At 45.5% G+C, this 17,334-nt stretch carries 17 protein-coding genes, 1 tRNA gene and 3 pseudogenes; 16 read left to right on the forward strand and 5 right to left on the reverse strand.

Features of this window, described 5'->3' with window-relative positions; all coding sequences use genetic code 11:
* Window positions 1-26: 26 nt before the first annotated feature.
* The 8 genes and pseudogenes from clpX (at window position 27) to GKO28_RS14085 (ending at window position 6,719) form a co-directional block, all read left to right on the forward strand.
* A pseudogene (gene clpX / locus GKO28_RS14050) lies at window positions 27-1,298 on the forward strand (ATP-dependent Clp protease ATP-binding subunit ClpX).
* A 135-nt stretch (window positions 1,299-1,433) separates the two neighbouring features.
* Window positions 1,434-3,848, forward strand: a pseudogene (lon, locus tag GKO28_RS14055) (endopeptidase La).
* Window positions 3,849-4,000: 152 nt separating this feature from the next.
* Entirely contained in the window at window positions 4,001-4,273 is a 273-nt protein-coding gene (locus GKO28_RS14060) for an HU family DNA-binding protein (RefSeq protein WP_173531936.1), read from the forward strand.
* Window positions 4,274-4,343: 70 nt separating this feature from the next.
* Window positions 4,344-4,420: transfer RNA gene (locus tag GKO28_RS14065), tRNA-Asp, on the forward strand.
* A 127-nt stretch (window positions 4,421-4,547) separates the two neighbouring features.
* Window positions 4,548-4,757: a hypothetical protein gene (locus GKO28_RS14070; protein WP_182076705.1), complete on the forward strand. Its 210-nt coding sequence runs from the start codon at window positions 4,548-4,550 to the stop codon at window positions 4,755-4,757.
* Window positions 4,754-5,221 carry a SurA N-terminal domain-containing protein gene (locus GKO28_RS14075; RefSeq protein WP_182076707.1) on the forward strand — a complete coding sequence of 156 codons (468 nt, stop codon included), beginning with the start codon at window positions 4,754-4,756 and terminating at the stop codon, window positions 5,219-5,221. The genes GKO28_RS14070 and GKO28_RS14075 overlap by 4 nt, the downstream gene beginning before the upstream one ends.
* On the forward strand, window positions 5,193-6,386 hold the full coding sequence (locus GKO28_RS14080; protein ID WP_182076709.1) for a peptidylprolyl isomerase: 1,194 nt from the start codon (window positions 5,193-5,195) through the stop codon (window positions 6,384-6,386). The genes GKO28_RS14075 and GKO28_RS14080 overlap by 29 nt, the downstream gene beginning before the upstream one ends.
* A gap of 150 nt (window positions 6,387-6,536) precedes the next feature.
* Window positions 6,537-6,719 carry a hypothetical protein gene (locus GKO28_RS14085; protein WP_182076711.1) on the forward strand — a complete coding sequence of 61 codons (183 nt, stop codon included), beginning with the start codon at window positions 6,537-6,539 and terminating at the stop codon, window positions 6,717-6,719.
* On the opposite strand, the gene GKO28_RS14090 is transcribed toward GKO28_RS14085, so the two are convergent.
* Window positions 6,706-7,509, reverse strand: a complete 804-nt coding sequence (locus GKO28_RS14090) for an enoyl-CoA hydratase-related protein (RefSeq protein WP_182076712.1) — start codon at window positions 7,507-7,509, stop codon at window positions 6,706-6,708. The two genes, GKO28_RS14085 and GKO28_RS14090, sit on opposite strands and share 14 nt — an antisense overlap.
* 211 nt (window positions 7,510-7,720) lie before the next feature.
* On the opposite strand from GKO28_RS14090, the gene GKO28_RS14095 reads away from it, so the two are divergent.
* The 7 genes and pseudogenes from GKO28_RS14095 (at window position 7,721) to GKO28_RS14125 (ending at window position 13,399) form a co-directional block, all read left to right on the forward strand.
* A complete protein-coding gene (locus GKO28_RS14095) occupies window positions 7,721-8,062 on the forward strand; it encodes a DUF4870 domain-containing protein (RefSeq protein ID WP_182076714.1) in 342 nt (113 codons plus the stop codon).
* Window positions 8,063-8,887: a dienelactone hydrolase family protein gene (locus GKO28_RS14100; RefSeq protein ID WP_182076716.1), complete on the forward strand. Its 825-nt coding sequence runs from the start codon at window positions 8,063-8,065 to the stop codon at window positions 8,885-8,887.
* Window positions 8,888-8,981: 94 nt separating this feature from the next.
* A complete protein-coding gene (locus GKO28_RS14105; RefSeq protein ID WP_182076718.1) occupies window positions 8,982-9,398 on the forward strand; it encodes a MaoC family dehydratase in 417 nt (138 codons plus the stop codon).
* A 58-nt stretch (window positions 9,399-9,456) separates the two neighbouring features.
* Window positions 9,457-10,347 carry a D-hexose-6-phosphate mutarotase gene (locus GKO28_RS14110; protein WP_182076720.1) on the forward strand — a complete coding sequence of 297 codons (891 nt, stop codon included), beginning with the start codon at window positions 9,457-9,459 and terminating at the stop codon, window positions 10,345-10,347.
* A 61-nt stretch (window positions 10,348-10,408) separates the two neighbouring features.
* Window positions 10,409-11,938 (forward strand): annotated as a pseudogene (ubiD, locus tag GKO28_RS14115) (4-hydroxy-3-polyprenylbenzoate decarboxylase).
* 123 nt (window positions 11,939-12,061) lie between these two features.
* Window positions 12,062-12,940, forward strand: coding sequence for a CheR family methyltransferase (locus GKO28_RS14120; RefSeq protein WP_307839028.1), 879 nt, complete (start codon window positions 12,062-12,064; stop codon window positions 12,938-12,940).
* A complete protein-coding gene (locus GKO28_RS14125) occupies window positions 12,941-13,399 on the forward strand; it encodes a VOC family protein (protein ID WP_203564176.1) in 459 nt (152 codons plus the stop codon).
* Window positions 13,400-13,426: 27 nt separating this feature from the next.
* On the opposite strand, the gene GKO28_RS14130 is transcribed toward GKO28_RS14125, so the two are convergent.
* The 3 genes from GKO28_RS14130 to bfr (GKO28_RS14140) form a co-directional block, all read right to left on the reverse strand.
* Window positions 13,427-14,176 (reverse strand): YdcF family protein, encoded by a 750-nt coding sequence (locus tag GKO28_RS14130; RefSeq protein WP_182076722.1) that lies wholly within the window; start codon window positions 14,174-14,176, stop codon window positions 13,427-13,429.
* 281 nt (window positions 14,177-14,457) lie between these two features.
* On the reverse strand, window positions 14,458-14,925 hold the full coding sequence (bfr, locus tag GKO28_RS14135) for a bacterioferritin (RefSeq protein WP_182076724.1): 468 nt from the start codon (window positions 14,923-14,925) through the stop codon (window positions 14,458-14,460).
* A gap of 11 nt (window positions 14,926-14,936) precedes the next feature.
* Window positions 14,937-15,410, reverse strand: coding sequence for a bacterioferritin (gene bfr, locus GKO28_RS14140; protein ID WP_182076725.1), 474 nt, complete (start codon window positions 15,408-15,410; stop codon window positions 14,937-14,939).
* Window positions 15,411-15,701: 291 nt separating this feature from the next.
* Here bfr (GKO28_RS14140) and hisN point away from each other — a divergent pair, with 291 nt between their 5' ends.
* Entirely contained in the window at window positions 15,702-16,478 is a 777-nt protein-coding gene (gene hisN / locus GKO28_RS14145) for a histidinol-phosphatase (RefSeq protein WP_307839029.1), read from the forward strand.
* A gap of 40 nt (window positions 16,479-16,518) precedes the next feature.
* Here the strand turns inward: hisN and GKO28_RS14150 are convergent, their stop codons facing one another.
* Window positions 16,519-17,325: a lytic polysaccharide monooxygenase gene (locus GKO28_RS14150; RefSeq protein ID WP_182077494.1), complete on the reverse strand. Its 807-nt coding sequence runs from the start codon at window positions 17,323-17,325 to the stop codon at window positions 16,519-16,521.
* Between the last annotated feature and the right edge of the window lie 9 nt (window positions 17,326-17,334).

Raw genomic sequence — 17,334 nt, forward strand, 5'->3', positions numbered from 1 at the left:
GCGAGTTATATTCGGAATGGCTGTTCATGTCTGATAAAGAAAAATTATTGTATTGTTCCTTCTGCGGCAAAAGTCAGCATGAAGTAAAAAAATTGATCGCAGGTCCGCAAGTCTTTATTTGTAATGAGTGTATTGATTTGTGTAATGACGTCATTCAAGAAGAAGTGACGGATTTAACCGCTGATTCAATCACTACCGGTGAAGGTAAAGCGTTTACCTAAACCAACAGAAATTCGTGATGAGCTCAATCAGTATGTTGTGGGCCAAGAGCGAGCCAAAAAGATTTTATCGGTTGCGGTTTATAATCATTACAAACGTTTGTCGACCAAAGGTCGCGCGGGTAATGACGTTGAGTTGGCTAAATCGAATATTCTGCTCATTGGTCCAACTGGCTCGGGTAAAACCTTGCTGGCACAAACCATGGCTAAATTGCTTGACGTGCCGTTTGTGATTGCAGATGCAACCACGCTGACTGAAGCTGGCTATGTGGGTGAAGACGTTGAGCACATTATCGCCAAGCTCTTAGCGCAGTGCGATAACGACGTCGAGAAAGCGCAGCGCGGCATTGTTTACCTCGATGAGGTAGATAAAATTGCACGTAAGTCTGAAAATCCATCCATCACTCGCGATGTATCGGGTGAGGGTGTTCAGCAAGCATTGTTGAAATTAATTGAAGGCACGGTGGCTTCGGTGCCACCGAGTGGCGGTCCCGTAAGCACCCAAATCAAGATTTACCTAAAGTCGATACCACCAATATTTTATTTATTTGTGGTGGCGCGTTTGAAGGTTTGGATAAAATTATCCGTAACCGTTCAGTCAAAGGTGGTATTGGTTTTGGCGCGGAAGTTAAAAGCAAGGACGAGCGTAAAAACATCGGTGAATTGCTGCATGAAGTTGAGCCAGATGATTTGATTCGTTTTGGTTTGATTCCAGAGTTTGTTGGCCGCTTGCCGGTTGTTGCCACATTGGCTGAACTCGATGAGGCTGCATTGGTGACCATTCTGACTGAGCCTAAAAATGCCTTAATCAAGCAATATCAAAAATTGTTTGAAATGGAAAATGTTGAGTTAGAGATTGGTACTGACGCTTTAGCGGCGATTGCACACAAGGCGATGGAGCGCAAAACTGGCGCGCGTGGTTTGCGTTCAATCGTTGAGCAGACATTGCTTGATACGATGTTTGAGCTGCCTGTGATGGAAGGTATTGCAAAGGTTGTTGTGAGCAAAGAAGTGATTACTGCTGCAGCAAAACCCGAGTTTATTGCCGCTGCACCGCAAATTGATACAGCTAGCAAATAAGTAGTTTTTTTCCTCGCCCGCTGCTGCTTCCTTGTTTTGAAGCTGGATGCGGGCGTTATTGTTTATGGCTCTGCGATTGAATTTAAGCGCAGTGACCACATATTGTGAACATACTCTCGATCAGGTCATCCCAATATGTCTGAGCATCAATTACTACCGGTTGAATCTACTTCGTTCCCAATGTTGCCATTGCGTGACGTTGTAGTATTCCCACATATGGTTATTCCGTTGTTTGTGGGCCGTCCTAAGTCGATCAAAGCACTTGAAGCGGCAATGGAAGGCAATAAGCATGTTTTATTAGTGGCACAGAAAAATGCCGCTAAAGATGAACCGTCGATGGCCGATTTGTACCCGATTGGTACTGTTGCCACTGTTTTGCAATTATTAAAACTGCCCGATGGTACGGTTAAGGTTTTGGTCGAAGGTCTGCAACGCGCCGTAGTCGAGTCTTTAGAAGATCAAGATGGCTTTTATCAAGCAATAGCAACTCCTCAGCTATTGGCCGATGAAAGTAATCATGAAGCTGAAGGTATGCGCCGTGCTTTGTTGACGCAATTTGATCAATACGTCAAATTGAATAAAAAAAATTCCGCCGGAAATTTTAACTTCATTGGCTGGTATTGAAACGGCTGGGCGTTTAGCAGACACCGTTGCAGCTCATCTACCGTTGAAATTAGAGCAAAAGCAAGCCGTACTTGAAATGGACGACGTGGCAACACGTATGGATCATTTGCTCAAGCAGCTTGAGTCTGAGCTAGATATCTTGCAGGTAGAAAAACGTATTCGTGGCCGTGTGAAACGGCAAATGGGAAAAAAGCCAGCGTGAATATTATTTTTAAACGAACAAGTTAAAGCGATTCAAAAAGAGCTCGGTGAGCTGGATGAAAGTGCAGACTTGGACGAGTTAGAAAAGAAAATAAAAAATGCGGGTATGAGTAAAGAAGCGAAGGATAAAACCGAAGCTGAACTCAAAAAATTACGCATGATGTCGCCGATGTCAGCTGAAGCGACTGTGGTGCGCAATTACGTTGACACCATGTTGGCGTTACCTTGGAAAAAGAAAACCAAAATTAGTAAAGATTTGGCCGCAGCAGAAACGGTTTTAGATGCGGATCACTATGGTTTGGATAAGGTTAAAGAGCGAATCGTTGAATATTTGGCAGTGCAAACCCGCGTCGAAAAATTAAAAGCGCCGATTTTGTGCTTAGTTGGCCCACCAGGCGTAGGTAAAACCAGCTTGGGTGAAAGTATTGCACGGGCGACCAATCGTAAGTTTGTTCGTATGGCTTTGGGTGGTGTTCGTGATGAGGCTGAAATCCGCGGCCATCGCCGGACTTATATTGGCTCAATGCCAGGTAAAATCTTACAAAGCATGAGTAAAGTTGGTGTAAAAAACCCACTATTTTTACTCGATGAAGTCGATAAAATTGGCAGCGATATGCGGGGAGATCCGTCTTCTGCATTACTTGAAGTATTAGATCCAGAGCAAAATCACTCATTTAGCGATCATTATCTTGAAGTGGATTATGATTTATCTGATGTGATGTTTGTGGCGACGGCCAATTCACTGAATATTCCAGCGCCATTATTAGACCGGATGGAGATTATTCGTTTGTCGGGCTACACCGAAGACGAGAAAGTCAATATTGCGTTGAAATATCTCGTGCCTAAGCAAATGAAAAACAACGGCGTTGCTGACGGCGAGTTATTGATTGCGGATACCGCAGTGCGTGACATTATTCGTTATTACACGCGTGAAGCGGGTGTACGTAGTTTGGATCGTGAAATCGCTAAAATCTGCCGTAAAGTGGTTAAAGCGTTGCTCATGAAGCCAAGCGATAAGAAAATCACGGTAGCCAGTAAAAACCTAGATAAATATCTCGGTGTGCATCGTTTTGAATATGGTGTTGCTGAATTAAAAAATCAGATCGGGCAAGTGACCGGTTTGGCGTGGACTGAGGTAGGCGGTGAGTTGCTGACCATTGAAGCGGTCAAATTGCCGGGTAAAGGTAAAATGATACAAACAGGTCAACTGGGCGATGTGATGCAAGAATCAATACAGGCCGCATTGTCTGTTGTACGCAGCCGTGCAGTGAGCTTGGGGATTGATCCTGAGTTTTACCAAAAAAATGATATGCACATTCATTTGCCTGAAGGGTGCTACACCAAAAGATGGACCTTCGGCAGGTATTGGCTTGGCAACCGCATTAACATCAGTGTTGACCGGTATACCTGTTCGTTGTGATGTCGCAATGACGGGTGAAATTACTTTACGTGGTGAAGTTTTACCGATTGGCGGTTTGAAAGAAAAATTACTCGCAGCGCATCGTGGCGGGATTAAGCAAGTCTTGATTCCCGAGGGAAATGTCAAAGATTTGGCTGAAATTCCCGACAATGTGAAGCGAGGGCTTTGCTATTCATTCCGTCAAATGGTTTGATGACGTATTGGCGCATGCTTTAGAGCGTATGCCTGAGGCTACGGCTGTTATTGCTGTGGAAGTTCCGGTGATTGAAGGCACTGAAGCACCGCAACCAAGCATTAAACATTAAGCGTTTGAGTTTGGGTTTTTGCCACGGGTTGTTGACGTTAAAACTACCCAACAAAGTATCAAGCGTAGTTGACACGTATTTTTACTGCTTGATATAACCGTTGTAGCAAACGAAATCACAGTTAAATTTAATTAAATTGAAAGGGGATGTAAGTGAATAAATCTGAACTCATCGATGCAATCGCTGAATCTGCTGGCTTATCAAAAGCCGCTGCTGGTAAAGCGCTGGATGCAACTATTGAAGCTATTTCTGGGGCACTGAAAGGTGGCGACGAAGTAACTTTAGTTGGCTTTGGTTCGTTTTATGTGTCTGAGCGTGAAGAGCGTACAGGCCGCAATCCACGTACTGGCGAAAGCATCACGATTGCAGCAGCAAAGCAGCCTAAATTCCGTGCTGGTAAGTCACTGAAAGACGCTGTTCAATAAGCTGTTTTTGCTGCAAGGTATTTGAAATGACTGCAATGAGCATGGCTCGTTGACGGTGATTTTTTGATATGGAGTGGTAGTTCAGTTGGTTAGAATACCGGCCTGTCACGCCGGGGGTCGCGGGTTCGAGTCCCGTCCACTCCGCCAAATGAATCAAAGGGCAAACGCAAGTTTGTCCTTTTTTTTATTTTGCGATGCAAATCCCACTCGCTTACAGACAGTGCCGCTGCAATATGGCATGATAACGCGCATGAATAGCAGGAGTTAGCTGGGTATGTTTGATATTGTAAATAAGAATAAAACCGCAGTGACCGTGGTACTAGGTTTGGTCTCTTTGGGTTTGGTAGTGGGTTTGGGCCTTTCTGGTTACACCGCAATGAGTGATGACAGCACGCCTTATCTGGCTAAAGTGGGCGGTTATACGATTACCGATCGACACATCTTGCTGAAGCCATTGGTAATCAGGCCATTCCAGATAATATGAAACCGATGGTGATTGAGCAGTTAGTTCGCCAGCGTTTACTACAAGATCGGGCAGTTGCGCTTAAATTAGCTGCGCCAGATCAATTGGTTCGTAATGCCATTATGCAAATTCCTGCATTTCAAGTTGATGGGAAGTTTAATGATCAACGCTATCAGGAAATATTAGCGTCTCAACAAATGTCACCGGCTATTTTTGAAGAAAAAATGCGCCAAGACATTGTGATGCGTCAGCTAATGGACGGCTTTGTGCAAACTGGTTTTGTGTCAAATACGGCGATGCAGCAGCTTAATCAATTGATGGCTGAAAAGCGTGAAGTGGTGACGGCAACAATTTCTGCCGAGCAATATTTGCCACAAGTGACGGTTTCTGATGCAGAAGTTAAAAAATATTTCGATGCTCACCAAGCCGACTACAAAAAACCAGAAATGGTCAAAGTTGAGTATTTATTGTTGTCCACAAAGTGATTTAGCGGCAGCGCAAACGGTGAGTGACGCAGAGGTTGAAAAATACTTTGCCGAACACAAACAAGAGCTGGCCAAGGAAGAACGTCGCGCTAGCCATATTTTGATTGCGGTTGATAAGAGCGCGAAAGCAGCCGATAAAACGGCTGCACGTAAACAAGCCGAAGAAATTTTAGTGCAAGTGAAAGCCAATCCGGCTCGCTTTGCTGAATTGGCCAAGCAAAAATCACAAGATCCAGGCTCAGCCGTTAATGGTGGCGATCTTGGCTTTTTTGCCAAAGGGATGATGGTTAAACCATTTGATGAGGTGGCTTTTAAATTAAATAAAGGCGAAATCAGTAATTTGGTAGAAACGGATTTTGGTTTTCACATTATTCAACTCAATGACGTGAAGTCAACATCGCTGGCTGATGTAAAACCGAGTGTGATTGAGAAGTTAAAACAACAAAAAACTCAAAGTCAATTTCCTGCTCAAATTGAGAAATTCACCGAGTTGGTGTACCAGCAATCAAACAGTTTAAAACCAACAGCTGATGCATTGAAATTAGCGGTAAAACAAAGTGATTGGTTGACGCGTTCAAATGCGGCAGACCCTTTGCTGGGTAATCCGAAAATGATTGAGGCGATTTATTCAGATGATGTATTGAAGGCGAAACATAATTCTGAAGCTTTGGAGTTGGCACCGGGCCAATGGGTATCGGCACGCGTTTTAGAATATAAACCAGTGAGCACTCAATCATTGCTTGAAGTTACGCCAATGATTACGGCAAAACTTAAGCAAGAAAAAGCCCTTGCTTTGGCACAAGCCGATGGCGCTAAGAAATTAGCGGCTTTGCAAGCGGGACAGGTTGAAAATCTAGCTTGGGGATCAGCGCAAGCCTTTACTCGGATCGCCGTAGAGGGCGTCTCTGATGCTAATTTGAAGGCGATCTTTAAAGCCAACACCAGCAAACTACCTGCGTATGTGGGTGGCGCTGTTCCTGGCCGTGGTTATGTGATTTATAAAGTGATTAAAGCCATTGATGCACCGGCCTTATCTGCAGAAGATCAGTTCCGTATGCAAGAGAATTTAGCCAAAATGTATGGTCAAGTTGAAATGGCGGCCTTTATTGATGCGATTCGTAAAGACGTAAAAGTAAAATATCAAGTCAAGCCCAAAGCAGAATAAGGCAAATGATTAATGTAAAAACGGCAGCGTGCAGCTGCCGTTTTTTTTGAATAAAAATTGCATTTTTAAGTAATCGAGTCGATATATTAAAAAGTAAGACAAGCTGTTTTTCGTTCCTCAATGCGTAATACCCTGATGGAGGAGCACACCATGACGACTATTTTGGATATGGCCACTGGCCGAGCGCTTAGCGCTTGCAGTGACGTAAGCGCTAAATCCATACTGGATGAACAAATTAATGCGCAGCAATTGGCTTTACGGTTGCTTTCTGTTGCAGAATCTGAAGAAAAACCGCCGATTCCTCGGCCGAGACCATGGCTTACTGTGAATTAATTTGAGTCTGCCAATAAGGGGCTCTTTGCTCTAAATACGCATTGAGTCCTTCTTGTGCTTCTTCGTGAGTCCGAATGTGGGCAATTCGGTGTGCAGTGTCTGAGATCATGGCATCATCAATCGCACGATGGTTGACCGAAGTGATTAATCGTTTGGTTGCCGCTAGTGCATGTGGGCTATTTTTCCCAATTTCACTTAGCCAGTGTTCAATATGTGCATCCATATGCTCTGCATCTTGATGCTGCTCATTCATTAATCCAATTTGCAGGGCAACGACGCTATTGAATTTTTCCGCGGTCAAAAAATACCGGCGTGCAGCGTTGCTGCCAATTCGGTTCATGATATAAGGCCCAACAATGGCAGGAATGAGGCCAAGCCTCGTTTCTGGGATCATAAACCATGCATTTTCGGTACAAATGGCTAAATCACAACATGAAATAATGCCTAGGCCAATGCCTAGGGCTGGGCCATGAACTCGGGCTATTGTTGGAACCGGAAGTCGATCTAGCGTGCGCAATAAGGTTGCTAACTGAATGGCGTCTTCAAAATTAAGGTCGGCATCCGCTGATGCACCTCGCTTCATCCAATTTAAATCGGCACCACTGCAAAAACAATGACCAGTGGCTTGAAGAATAACGGCTCTGATTTGGCTATCTTGCTGCAAAGCAATTAAGTGGGCTGTGAGCTCGCTCATCATCACTTCATCAATGGCATTGCGGGTGGCGGGGCGGTTTAGGGTCACTGTTGCAATACCGCGTTGATCGATATTGCAATAGATTGTTTGATCCATTATGTAGCCCTCGACGTTGTTTTTTGCTTCCCAAATAGGAAGTTCTTAGGTGGTTTAGTGTAGAAATTCGTCTGGCGCTAGGAGATTTTTTATTTCAATTGCAGAACCCGATGAGCGTCGAGTTTGGCACAAGCTTTGAGCGTATTGACTTTGTTCATCGTGCTCGCTGTGGTAAAGTCGCAGACCTCGTTTGGTCTTCAAACACTTACTGATGCAGCCTTCTTTTTTGCCGCAACCTGCAATTTCTCAGCACAGTAAAAATGTGGCGCTCTTAGTCTATCTCTTCACTTTGTTTTTCAGCGTTATTCCAGGCTTAGTGGCATATGTATTTTTGCGTGATGACGCTTTTGTCTTGAGCACAGCTAAAGAAGCGCTCAATTGGTCGATTACAATGCTGCTTTGTAGCTTTGTATTGAGCCTAATTCCGTTTGTTGGCTGGCTGCTTGCGGGAGTGCTGTATTGTATCCATGTTATTTGTTGTATTTTGGGAGCCATTAATGCAAGAAAAGGGTGGCTCTATCGATTTCCTTTTGCACTACGTTTGATTGCTTAAATGAAAATTGTTCTGAGTTTTTTCTTATTACTAGTTTCGGTCTCTACTGCCGCAGAAGAAGTGGTTATTAATTCTGGCAAGGTGAGTCTTGCTGGCTTTTTTCTTGCTCCGCCCAAACCAATGGGGCCAGCGATCTTGCTTTTGCATGGTTGTAATCGTTTGGATCAAAACCAAGCGTCCAATCATGAGCGGTTGATGAAAATGGCATCGTTATTACAAGAAATGAATTTTGGCATTTTGATGCTCGACGAAGATGGCCCAAAAGGAAAGCGAGAAGGCTGTTTTTCTAGCCGTAATAAACGAAAAAATACTGGCTTAAGAGCCAATGATGCACAGATTGCCATTGCTTGGCTTAAAGCGAGAAACGAAGTTGATGCTAGCCGAATTGCGGTGATTGGTTGGTCTGATGGTGCTAGCACGGTGCTGGCATTAATGAATCGACGTGAGCCTGGGGTAAAATCAGCGGTGGCATTTTATCCCAACTGCCAAATGTTTTTAGGTCGCTCACCTTATCGTGTGGCGGCTCCCACCTTATTGCTTGTCGGGGAAGAAGGGAAAAAAAGCACTGCCGAATCTTGTCGGCGTTTAGGTGAAAAATCAGGGCAAGACCTATTTCATCAAGTGAGCTATCCCGATGCGGAGCATGACTTTGCCGATGCTGAAGTATTCAAAAACAAAGTACAAATGAATAAATTAGTTGATAGACGCGCCAATCCCAATTCCTTTGCGGCACAAGACGCTTGGCGACGCTCGTTTAAATGGATTTCGCGCTGGTTTGATCCTGAGCGCAGTATTCAAGGCATTCCACCGAGCACTTTGCCTTAATTTTGCGCTGAATTAATAAAAGGATTGCTCATCCCTTGTACGATGGTTAATGTAGCTGATTGACGTTTTAATCAATCTGCATAAGGGGTTTGCAATGACTCGATTTTTGAATCAAATCGCCGTTGGTGATTCAGATGAATTTCGTAAAACGCTGACTGAAACTGATGTTGTGTTATTTGCAGGACTCAGTGGTGACAATAACCCGATGCATATTGATGAAGAGTTTGCCAGTCAAACTCAGTTTGCTGGGCGAATTGCCCATGGGATGTTAACCGCCAGTTTGATTTCAACCGTAATTGGTACCAAATTGCCCGGCCCGGGTTGCATTTATATGGGGCAAAATTTGCGCTTTGTGAAGCCAGTACGGATCGGCGATACGGTGACTGCGCGGGTCACGGTGCTTGAAGTTCAGCTTGATAAACAAAGAGTGAAATTATTGACTGAATGCTGGGTTAAAGGCGAAGTCGTTCTGACTGGAGATGCCTTGGTCTGGGTCCCAGAGCAAAAGTAATGCCGCTTGAGTGCGGCTGTAAATTAAAATAAGCCGCATGGCGATGGAGTTTTTGAAAATGCAGCAAATCGAAGCAATGTTAGCGCAAGTCAATGGGGTACGCCTGACAACGTCTAGTGCTTATTATCAAACCGAGGGCGAGGGCTTAGCCCTCTTGGTGGTTGAAAATACCTTGGGCTCGGCTGTGTTGGCGCTGCAAGGCGCGCACTTAATTTCATACATTCCTGCGCAAGGCCAAAATTTGCTTTGGCTGTCACCCAATGCCATTTTTAAACCCGCTAAAGCAATTCGCGGCGGAATTCCGCTGTGTATGCCATGGTTTGGTGGCCACCCTGATGGCTTACCTTCGCATGGTTTTGCGCGTGCAATGGATTGGCAGTTGCGCTCAGCGCAAAATTTAGCTGATGGTGGTACCGAGCTGATTTTATGCTTGCAAGACAATGAACAAACCTTGGCGATTTGGCCACATGCCTTTGAGTTTGAATTGACTATTCGAGTTGGACGTTGTTTGGATTTAAGTTTAAAAATAGAAAATCGCAGCGATACATCTCTACCGTATACCTATGCGTTCCATAGCTATTTTGCGGTTGAAGACTATACCCAGGTTGCAGTGCAAGGCTTGGCGGGTTGCGAATATATTGATACCGTCGGCGAGCATGTCCGCTTATTGCAAACTGGCGATATGACTTTTACGGGCACCACCGACCGAGTGTATTTAAATGTGCCTGCCGAGCAAAAAATTGTGACTGCTCAGCGTAGCATTCAAATTGTTAGCGATACGCACAGTGCGGTTGTTTGGAATCCGGGCGCACATGCGGCTAATATTGGCGATATTGGCGCGGGTTTGAATCAAACTTTTGTCTGTGTTGAACGCGGCAATGTGTTTGATAATGGCTTATTGCTCGCCGCAGGTGAAACGCATACCGCGACCATGAGCTTATCGGCTTAAATTAACGCATTAACGACGACTACGCCCGGTCATCACCGGGCATTTTTTTGGGTGGCTAGTTATGAAGTACCATGATTTGCGTGATTTTATGGCGCAGCTGGAAGTGCAAGGCGAATTAAAGCGGATTCAAATTCCGGTTTCGCCTAAATTAGAAATGACTGAGCTGTGTGATCGTATTTTGCGCGCCCAAGGCCCTGCGGTGTTGTTTGAGAATGTGCCTGGTCACTCTATGCCCGTGTTGGCAAACCTCTTTGGTACGCCGCGCCGGGTGGCGTTGGGGATGGGGGCACAAGAAGTCTCGGCGCTCAGAGAGATTGGTCATACTTTGGCTTATCTAAAAGAGCCTGAGCCGCCAAAAGGTTTTTAAAGACGCATGGGATAAACTGCCGCTCTTAAAACAAGTACTCAATATGGTGCCCAAAGAAGTGCGCAAAGGGCTTTGCCAAGAAAACGTGATTGCTGGAACGGATGTCGATCTAACGCAATTACCGATTCAACATTGCTGGCCGGGTGACATTGCACCGCTGATTACATGGGGCTTGGTCGTCACCCGTGGGCCGAATAAAAAGCGGCAAAATCTGGGTATTTATCGGCAGCAATTAATTGCAAAAAACCAATTAATTATGCGCTGGCTCGCTCACCGTGGTGGCGCATTGGATTTTCGTGAGCATGCCAAACAAAACCCCGGCGTAGACTATCCCGTCGCCGTGGTGTTGGGCTGCGATCCTGCTACCATTCTTGGCGCGGTGACGCCAGTACCTGATTCACTCAGCGAATATCAATTTGCCGGGCTGTTGCGTGGCAGCAAAACCGAACTGGTGAAATGCATCGGTTCTGATTTACAAGTACCAGCTAGCGCAGAAATCATTTTAGAAGGCGTGCTTAAAGCGTGCGAAACGGGCTTTACTGGTTTTTCTGAACATGGCACACCGCTCAAAGAAGTGAATGGCTTCTTGCATGCCCTAGAAGGTCCGTATGGCGATCACACGGGTTATTACAATGAGCAAGATTGGTTTCCAGTGTTTGAAGTTGAGCGCATCACTAGCCGGCCGGATCCGATTTATCACAGTACCTACACCGGCAAACCGCCAGATGAGCCTGCAATCTTAGGCGTGGCACTGAATGAAGTATTTGTACCGATTTTGCAAAAAACAATTTCCGGAAATTGTTGATTTTTATCTGCCTCCCGAAGGCTGTAGTTATCGGATGGCGATTGTCTCAATCAAAAAACAATACCCGGGTCATGCCAAACGCATTATGTTTGGTGTTTGGTCTTATTTACGCCAGTTTATGTACACTAAATACATCATTATTGTTGATGATGATGTCGATTGCCGCGACTGGAAAGAAGTCATTTGGGCCATTTACCACCCGAATGGATCCGGTTCGTGATACCACGTTGGTTGAGCATACGCCGATTGATTATCTAGACTTTGCCAGTCCGATTTCGGGTTTAGGCGGCAAAATGGGCTTGGATGCCACCAATAAAATGCCCGGTGAAACCCACCGGGAATGGGGACGCGTGATTGAACGTGACGCTGGCGCAGTTGCCAGAATTAATGCAATTTGGAATGATCTAGGTTTGAACTAAAATTAGTTGTATCGCTAAACGTCAGTTAGCGTTGGGTTGAGCTGCTTAGTGTGTGCGATTGAAGTCTGAGCTTTGGTATGACTTATGCGACTAAGCAGCAATACCCATATAATTAGACCTAATGTGAACAGCCTCGAATACGCCGTTGTTATTTCTGGAAATGCCTATATGCTGTCTAGCCATCGTGAATTTCAATTTACCGACGCGGACTTTGAAAAGGTTCGCACCCTGATTTACAACTATGCTGGGATTGCGCTGGCTAGCTCAAAACAAGACATGGTTTATGGGCGATTGGCAAAACGCTTACGCGCATTAAATTTAAAGTCGTTTAATGATTATTTGCATGTTTTAGAGCGCGGCGATCAAAAAGAATTTGAGTTATTTACCAATTCATTAACGACGAACCTCACCTCCTTTTTTCGGGAGGCTCATCATTTTGATATTCTAAATCAGCAATTAAAAACGCTGCGTACCGTGGGCGTGATTAATATTTGGTGCTCAGCCTCGAGCACTGGGGAAGAGCCGTATTCAATTGCAATTACCGCCTGCGAAGCATTTGATAGCTTGCGCCCGCCAGTAAAGATTTTGGCCACGGATTTAGATACCAATGTGTTGGATATTGCTCGTTTGGGGATTTATTCCGCTGATGAAGTACAAAAATTAGGTCCGCAACGAGTGAGTCGGTTTTTTAATCAGCAAGCAGATGGGCGTTATCAATTAAAGCAAGAACTACGCGATATGATTGTGTTTCGCAAGCTCAATTTAATTGAAGCCAATTGGATGATTCGTGGACAATTTGATGCCATATTTTGTCGCAATGTAATGATTTATTTTGATAAACCAACACAGCTTAAAATATTGCAACGATTTGCCCCGTTAATGAAAACGGCAGGTTTACTGTATGTCGGGCACTCAGAAAATTTATACCATGCTGTTGAGTATTTTAAATTGCAGGGTAAAACCGTGTATGAATTAGCCCAAACCAGTCCTCTGGCTCGATGAATGCAAGCTCGAATTAGTTTTATTACCTTGGCGGTGGACGATTTAAATCGATCATTGATTTTTTATCGTGATGCGCTGGGGTTAACGCCGCGTAAAGTCACTGAGCAAGTGGTTTTTTTTGATTTCTCAACGCTGCAATTGGCGCTGTATTGTGCGGATGCTTTGTCGAGCGACTTGGGGACAACATTAGCGCCTGCAGGCTTAGGGCGCAGCGCCTTGGCGCATAATGTCGCAGCAGCGAGCGAGGTAGATCAACTGCTGCAGCTAGCGGTGCAAGGTGGTGCTGTCTTACTCAAGGCAGCGCACTGGGCGAAATGGGGCGCTTATTGCGCCTTTTTTTTCCGATCCGGATGGCCATATTTGGGAAATCGTCTGGCACCCAGATTTTGTCTATTCTTAAAAATAAATTTAAAAATAAATCGTCAACAGACCCTAGGTATTGCGCTGTACTGCATTTAGCTGGCCTGCTTGGTGGCAATACCTATCTTATATGTTCCGGAGCTGATACCACGTCTGCCCGAGTAGTTCACGCAGAGCGTTGCTGCTAGTGGCCAAATTTTTGGCGCGCGGCACGAAGCTTAAGATGCTGAATGCTTCATGGTGGTGATAGTCTGTTGGCTGAGGAAACACCGTAAAACCGGCTTTTTCAAAGCTACGGATTGCGCGTGGTAAATGATCGGCTGAACTGACTAACAGAATATTTTTGTTTTGTGGCAGTAATAATTTAGCGCTCTGGCTGGCATTGTCGGCACTATCGTTTGAGCTTGATTCAAGCCAAGTGACCTTAACATTAAAATCATTGTGTAAGCTTTGTTGCATCAATTTGGCTTCGCTCTCGCCGCCCAATGGCGAGCCACCGCTGACCAAAACGGGTAGCTGATGCAGTCGGTGAAGTTGTGCGGCATAACGGACGCGCGATAAAGTCACATTATTCATGGTTTCACCTTCTGGCATATCAAGTGCGCCAAAACGTTTCCCCCCGCCCAGCACAACGATGGCTGTGGCACTGGTGTTGGCCTCAAGCGGTGGTTTTAATTCAACTCGAGTGGCCAGTGCATTACTTATTAGCGGCGTGCTAAATAGATACAGTGCCAATAATGTGGACCAAGATAGCCATAAACTCCATTTTGGCGCGCGATGGCGTAATGAAAAAGCCAGTGCCAATAATAAAATTAAGCTGCCCGGAGGCAGTAAAAAGCTACTGATGATGCTTTTAAGTATGACGCTGAATGCCATTGCAGACTCAAAATAAAAAGGGGCTAGTTTAGTGGCAAAAAATAGCCACATTGCCGTATACATTGTCATGGGGTGTGGCCATTTAAATCCATGGTTTAGGGCGTTTTTTGTGGCACTGTCATCCGCACTCGCATCGCAATATCGATGAATTGGCTGTGCCATTATGGGGTATTGCGCTGTAGACTTTTAAATTTATTGGCTATAGCTAAATACCCAAAACATAAAAAAGACTCGATCTCGTTGAGATAGATCGAGTCTTTTTTATGACTTGCGGTAGGGGACTACATTTGCGATTGCAGGTAGTTTTCCAAACTGATTTGACGAATCAACAATAATTGTTGCTCTAGCCAATGCGCGTGGTCTTGCTCGGTATCATCGAGCAAAGTGACTAAAATTTCGCGCGTCACATAATCGTGTTCTTTTTCGCAAATCGCGATCGATTTTTTGAGCGCTGCGGCCACGTCATATTCGGTATCTAAATCCAGCTGCAGCATTTGCGCGACATTTTGCCCAATGCGTAATGGTGTGCGCTCCGCCATATTGGGCGTGCCGTCTAAAAATAAAATGCGCTTGATGAGGAGTGTGGCGTGGCCAATCTCATCTTGGCGCTCATGATCGATGCGGGTAAATAGTTTGTCATAACCCCAGTTGTGATACATCTGGCTATGAATAAAATACTGATCAATTGAGCTGAGCTCAGCAGCGAGCAAGCCATTGAGTGTTTGTAAAACGGCAGGATGACCTTGCATGATGTATTTCCTTATTCGCCAAACGCTTGTGATTGCAGATAGTTGGCCAGACCCATGTCTTTGATCAGGGTTTGTTGGGTTTCGAGCCAGTCGACGTACTCTTCTTCCTCTTCTAATAGATGGGCCAAAAGATCACGGCTGACATAATCTTGCGCGTGTTCACACGACTTGATGGCATCACGTAGTGTCAGCAGCATGCTGCTATAGAGCGTTAAATCACAAGCGAGCATTTCGGCGACATCCTCACCGATCAGTAGCTTGCCTAGCTCTTGTAGATTGGGCAGCCCCTCTAAGAACAAAATCCGTTCAATGAGTTTATCGGCTTGTTTCATCGCAGCAATCGATTGATGGTAAACCTTGCTATTGAGGTGTTGATAGCCCCAGTTTTTATAAATTCGGGCGTGCAAAAAGGTTTGATTGATGGCGATTAATTCATTGCCGAGTACGCCATTGAGTATTTTGAGTATTTTTTTATCGCCTTGCATCTTTTGCTCCAGTCGCTAAAAGGGAATGCACTTTTTGCTTATTACTGCGTGTTGAGGTTTGACTCTCTGCCGAAGTGGCGTACTGCAAAATGCTTTGAATATGGATAAAAGTGTACTCTTTTAGTCGGGAATTTCAATTTTTAATGATCAATGCAACTTGTTGATAAAAGTGCTCGCGTTTAAGTCGGCATTTGTGGCAAGTCGTAATAAAAAATGAATTTACAAGCCGCAACATACTGCCTGTCATCAATTCCCCGTAAAATCAGCTTATTTTTACCAATGGAGATGGCCGTGATTCCCAGCCCACAACAAATAGCTTTTGCTCAAAAACTAGCCGATGCCAGTGCCGCCGTGATTGCGCGTTATTACCGCACCGGCTTGGCCATTGACGATAAGCTCGACGACAGCCCTGTTACGCAAGCCGATCGTGAGGCTGAGCAAGTGATGCGCGCTTTAATTCAGGCCGAACGGCCCGATGAGGGGATTATCGGCGAAGAATTTGGCTCTGAACGCGAAAACGCCGATTGGGTGTGGGTGCTCGATCCGATTGATGGCACTAAGGCCTTTATCACTGGGCGACCGTTATTTGTCACTTTGATCGGATTACTCTATCAAGGCCAGCCAGTGCTGGGCTTGATTAATCAACCGATTGCTAAAGAGCGCTGGCTGGGTGTGATTGGCCAAGGTTGTACGCTTAATGGTGAAGCGATCACTGTGAGCCAAATTAGTGATTTAGCCCGCGCACGAGTCGGCACTACAGGTCCGCAATATTTTTCTGAACGCAGCTGGTCGTTATTTAATCCATTTCAAGCACAGGGCCGCTTTACGGTGTATGGCGGCGACGGCTACCAATATGCTTTGGTCGCGACGGGCGGCTTGGATGTGGTGATTGAAGAAGGCTTAAAGCTGCATGATTTTGCTGCGGTTGCACCGGTGGTGATTGCTGCTGGCGGCATGATGACCGATTGGCAAGGTCAAGCTTTAGTCAAAAACTCAGTCGGGCAGGTGATTGCAAGTAATGGGCCTGTGTTACATCAATTGGCTTTAGCGGCGATGCACAACGCTTAAAAAATAGCCCGTTTAAAACGGGCTAGGTACTTAGAAACGATTATTTACAGATGCCGAGGTCTTTCCAGACACCCCATTGGCCAGAAGCCGTTGGTACTTCACCGGCAGTCCACCATTTATTGCTATATAAGCGGCCGTTATAGCTCACTTTGGTATTGGGCGCGGCGTAGGTGGTTGCAGCATTCCAAGCCGGAGCGCAAGTCGCAGCAGGGCTAGTCGTTGGTGTCACTGGCGTTGCAGTGGCCGTTGGTGTTGGACTCGTGCTTGGCTTGGCTGTTGGGGTTGCAGTTGGCGTTGGACTGGTGCTGGGTATGGCCGTAGGTGTAGCCGTTGGCGTTGGACTGCTACTTGGCTTGGCGGTAGGCGTAGCACTTGGTACCGGCGTTGGTGTTGTGCCGCCAGGTGCTGCGATATCAATTTGATAGCTCACCGCTAAACCACTGCGATTATAGACGCGGTTATCTTGCGTACTTTTTACTGGGCTAATGGTGTTATTGCTCTGCAATACGCCAATGCTGACATATTTGGACACGCTATTGACTTGTTGTGCCAAGGCAAAAGGCCAGTTCGCCGCAAGATTGGTTTGCAAACCGGTGAAGGCATCAAAGCCCAGCGTGGTGCTGGTGCTTTCTAGATCGCGCCCATCTTGATCAAATAAGCGGAAAGTGACCTTGGTATTGGCGCTTAAGTCTTGTGCTGAACGAATTTGCCCTAGCTCTTTAAAGGTTGAAACGCCACCGGTGAAGTTGACATCAGAGCAAGAATAAAATGCTTCGGTGCTGTCGCTACGCTGCCACGCCAAATAGATAATATGCGGGCCTTTTTTGGCTGGCAGTTTGCACTGCAATTTATAGCG

The organism is Deefgea sp. CFH1-16 (assembly GCF_016881365.1).
Classification (GTDB): Bacteria; Pseudomonadota; Gammaproteobacteria; order Burkholderiales; family Chitinibacteraceae; genus Deefgea.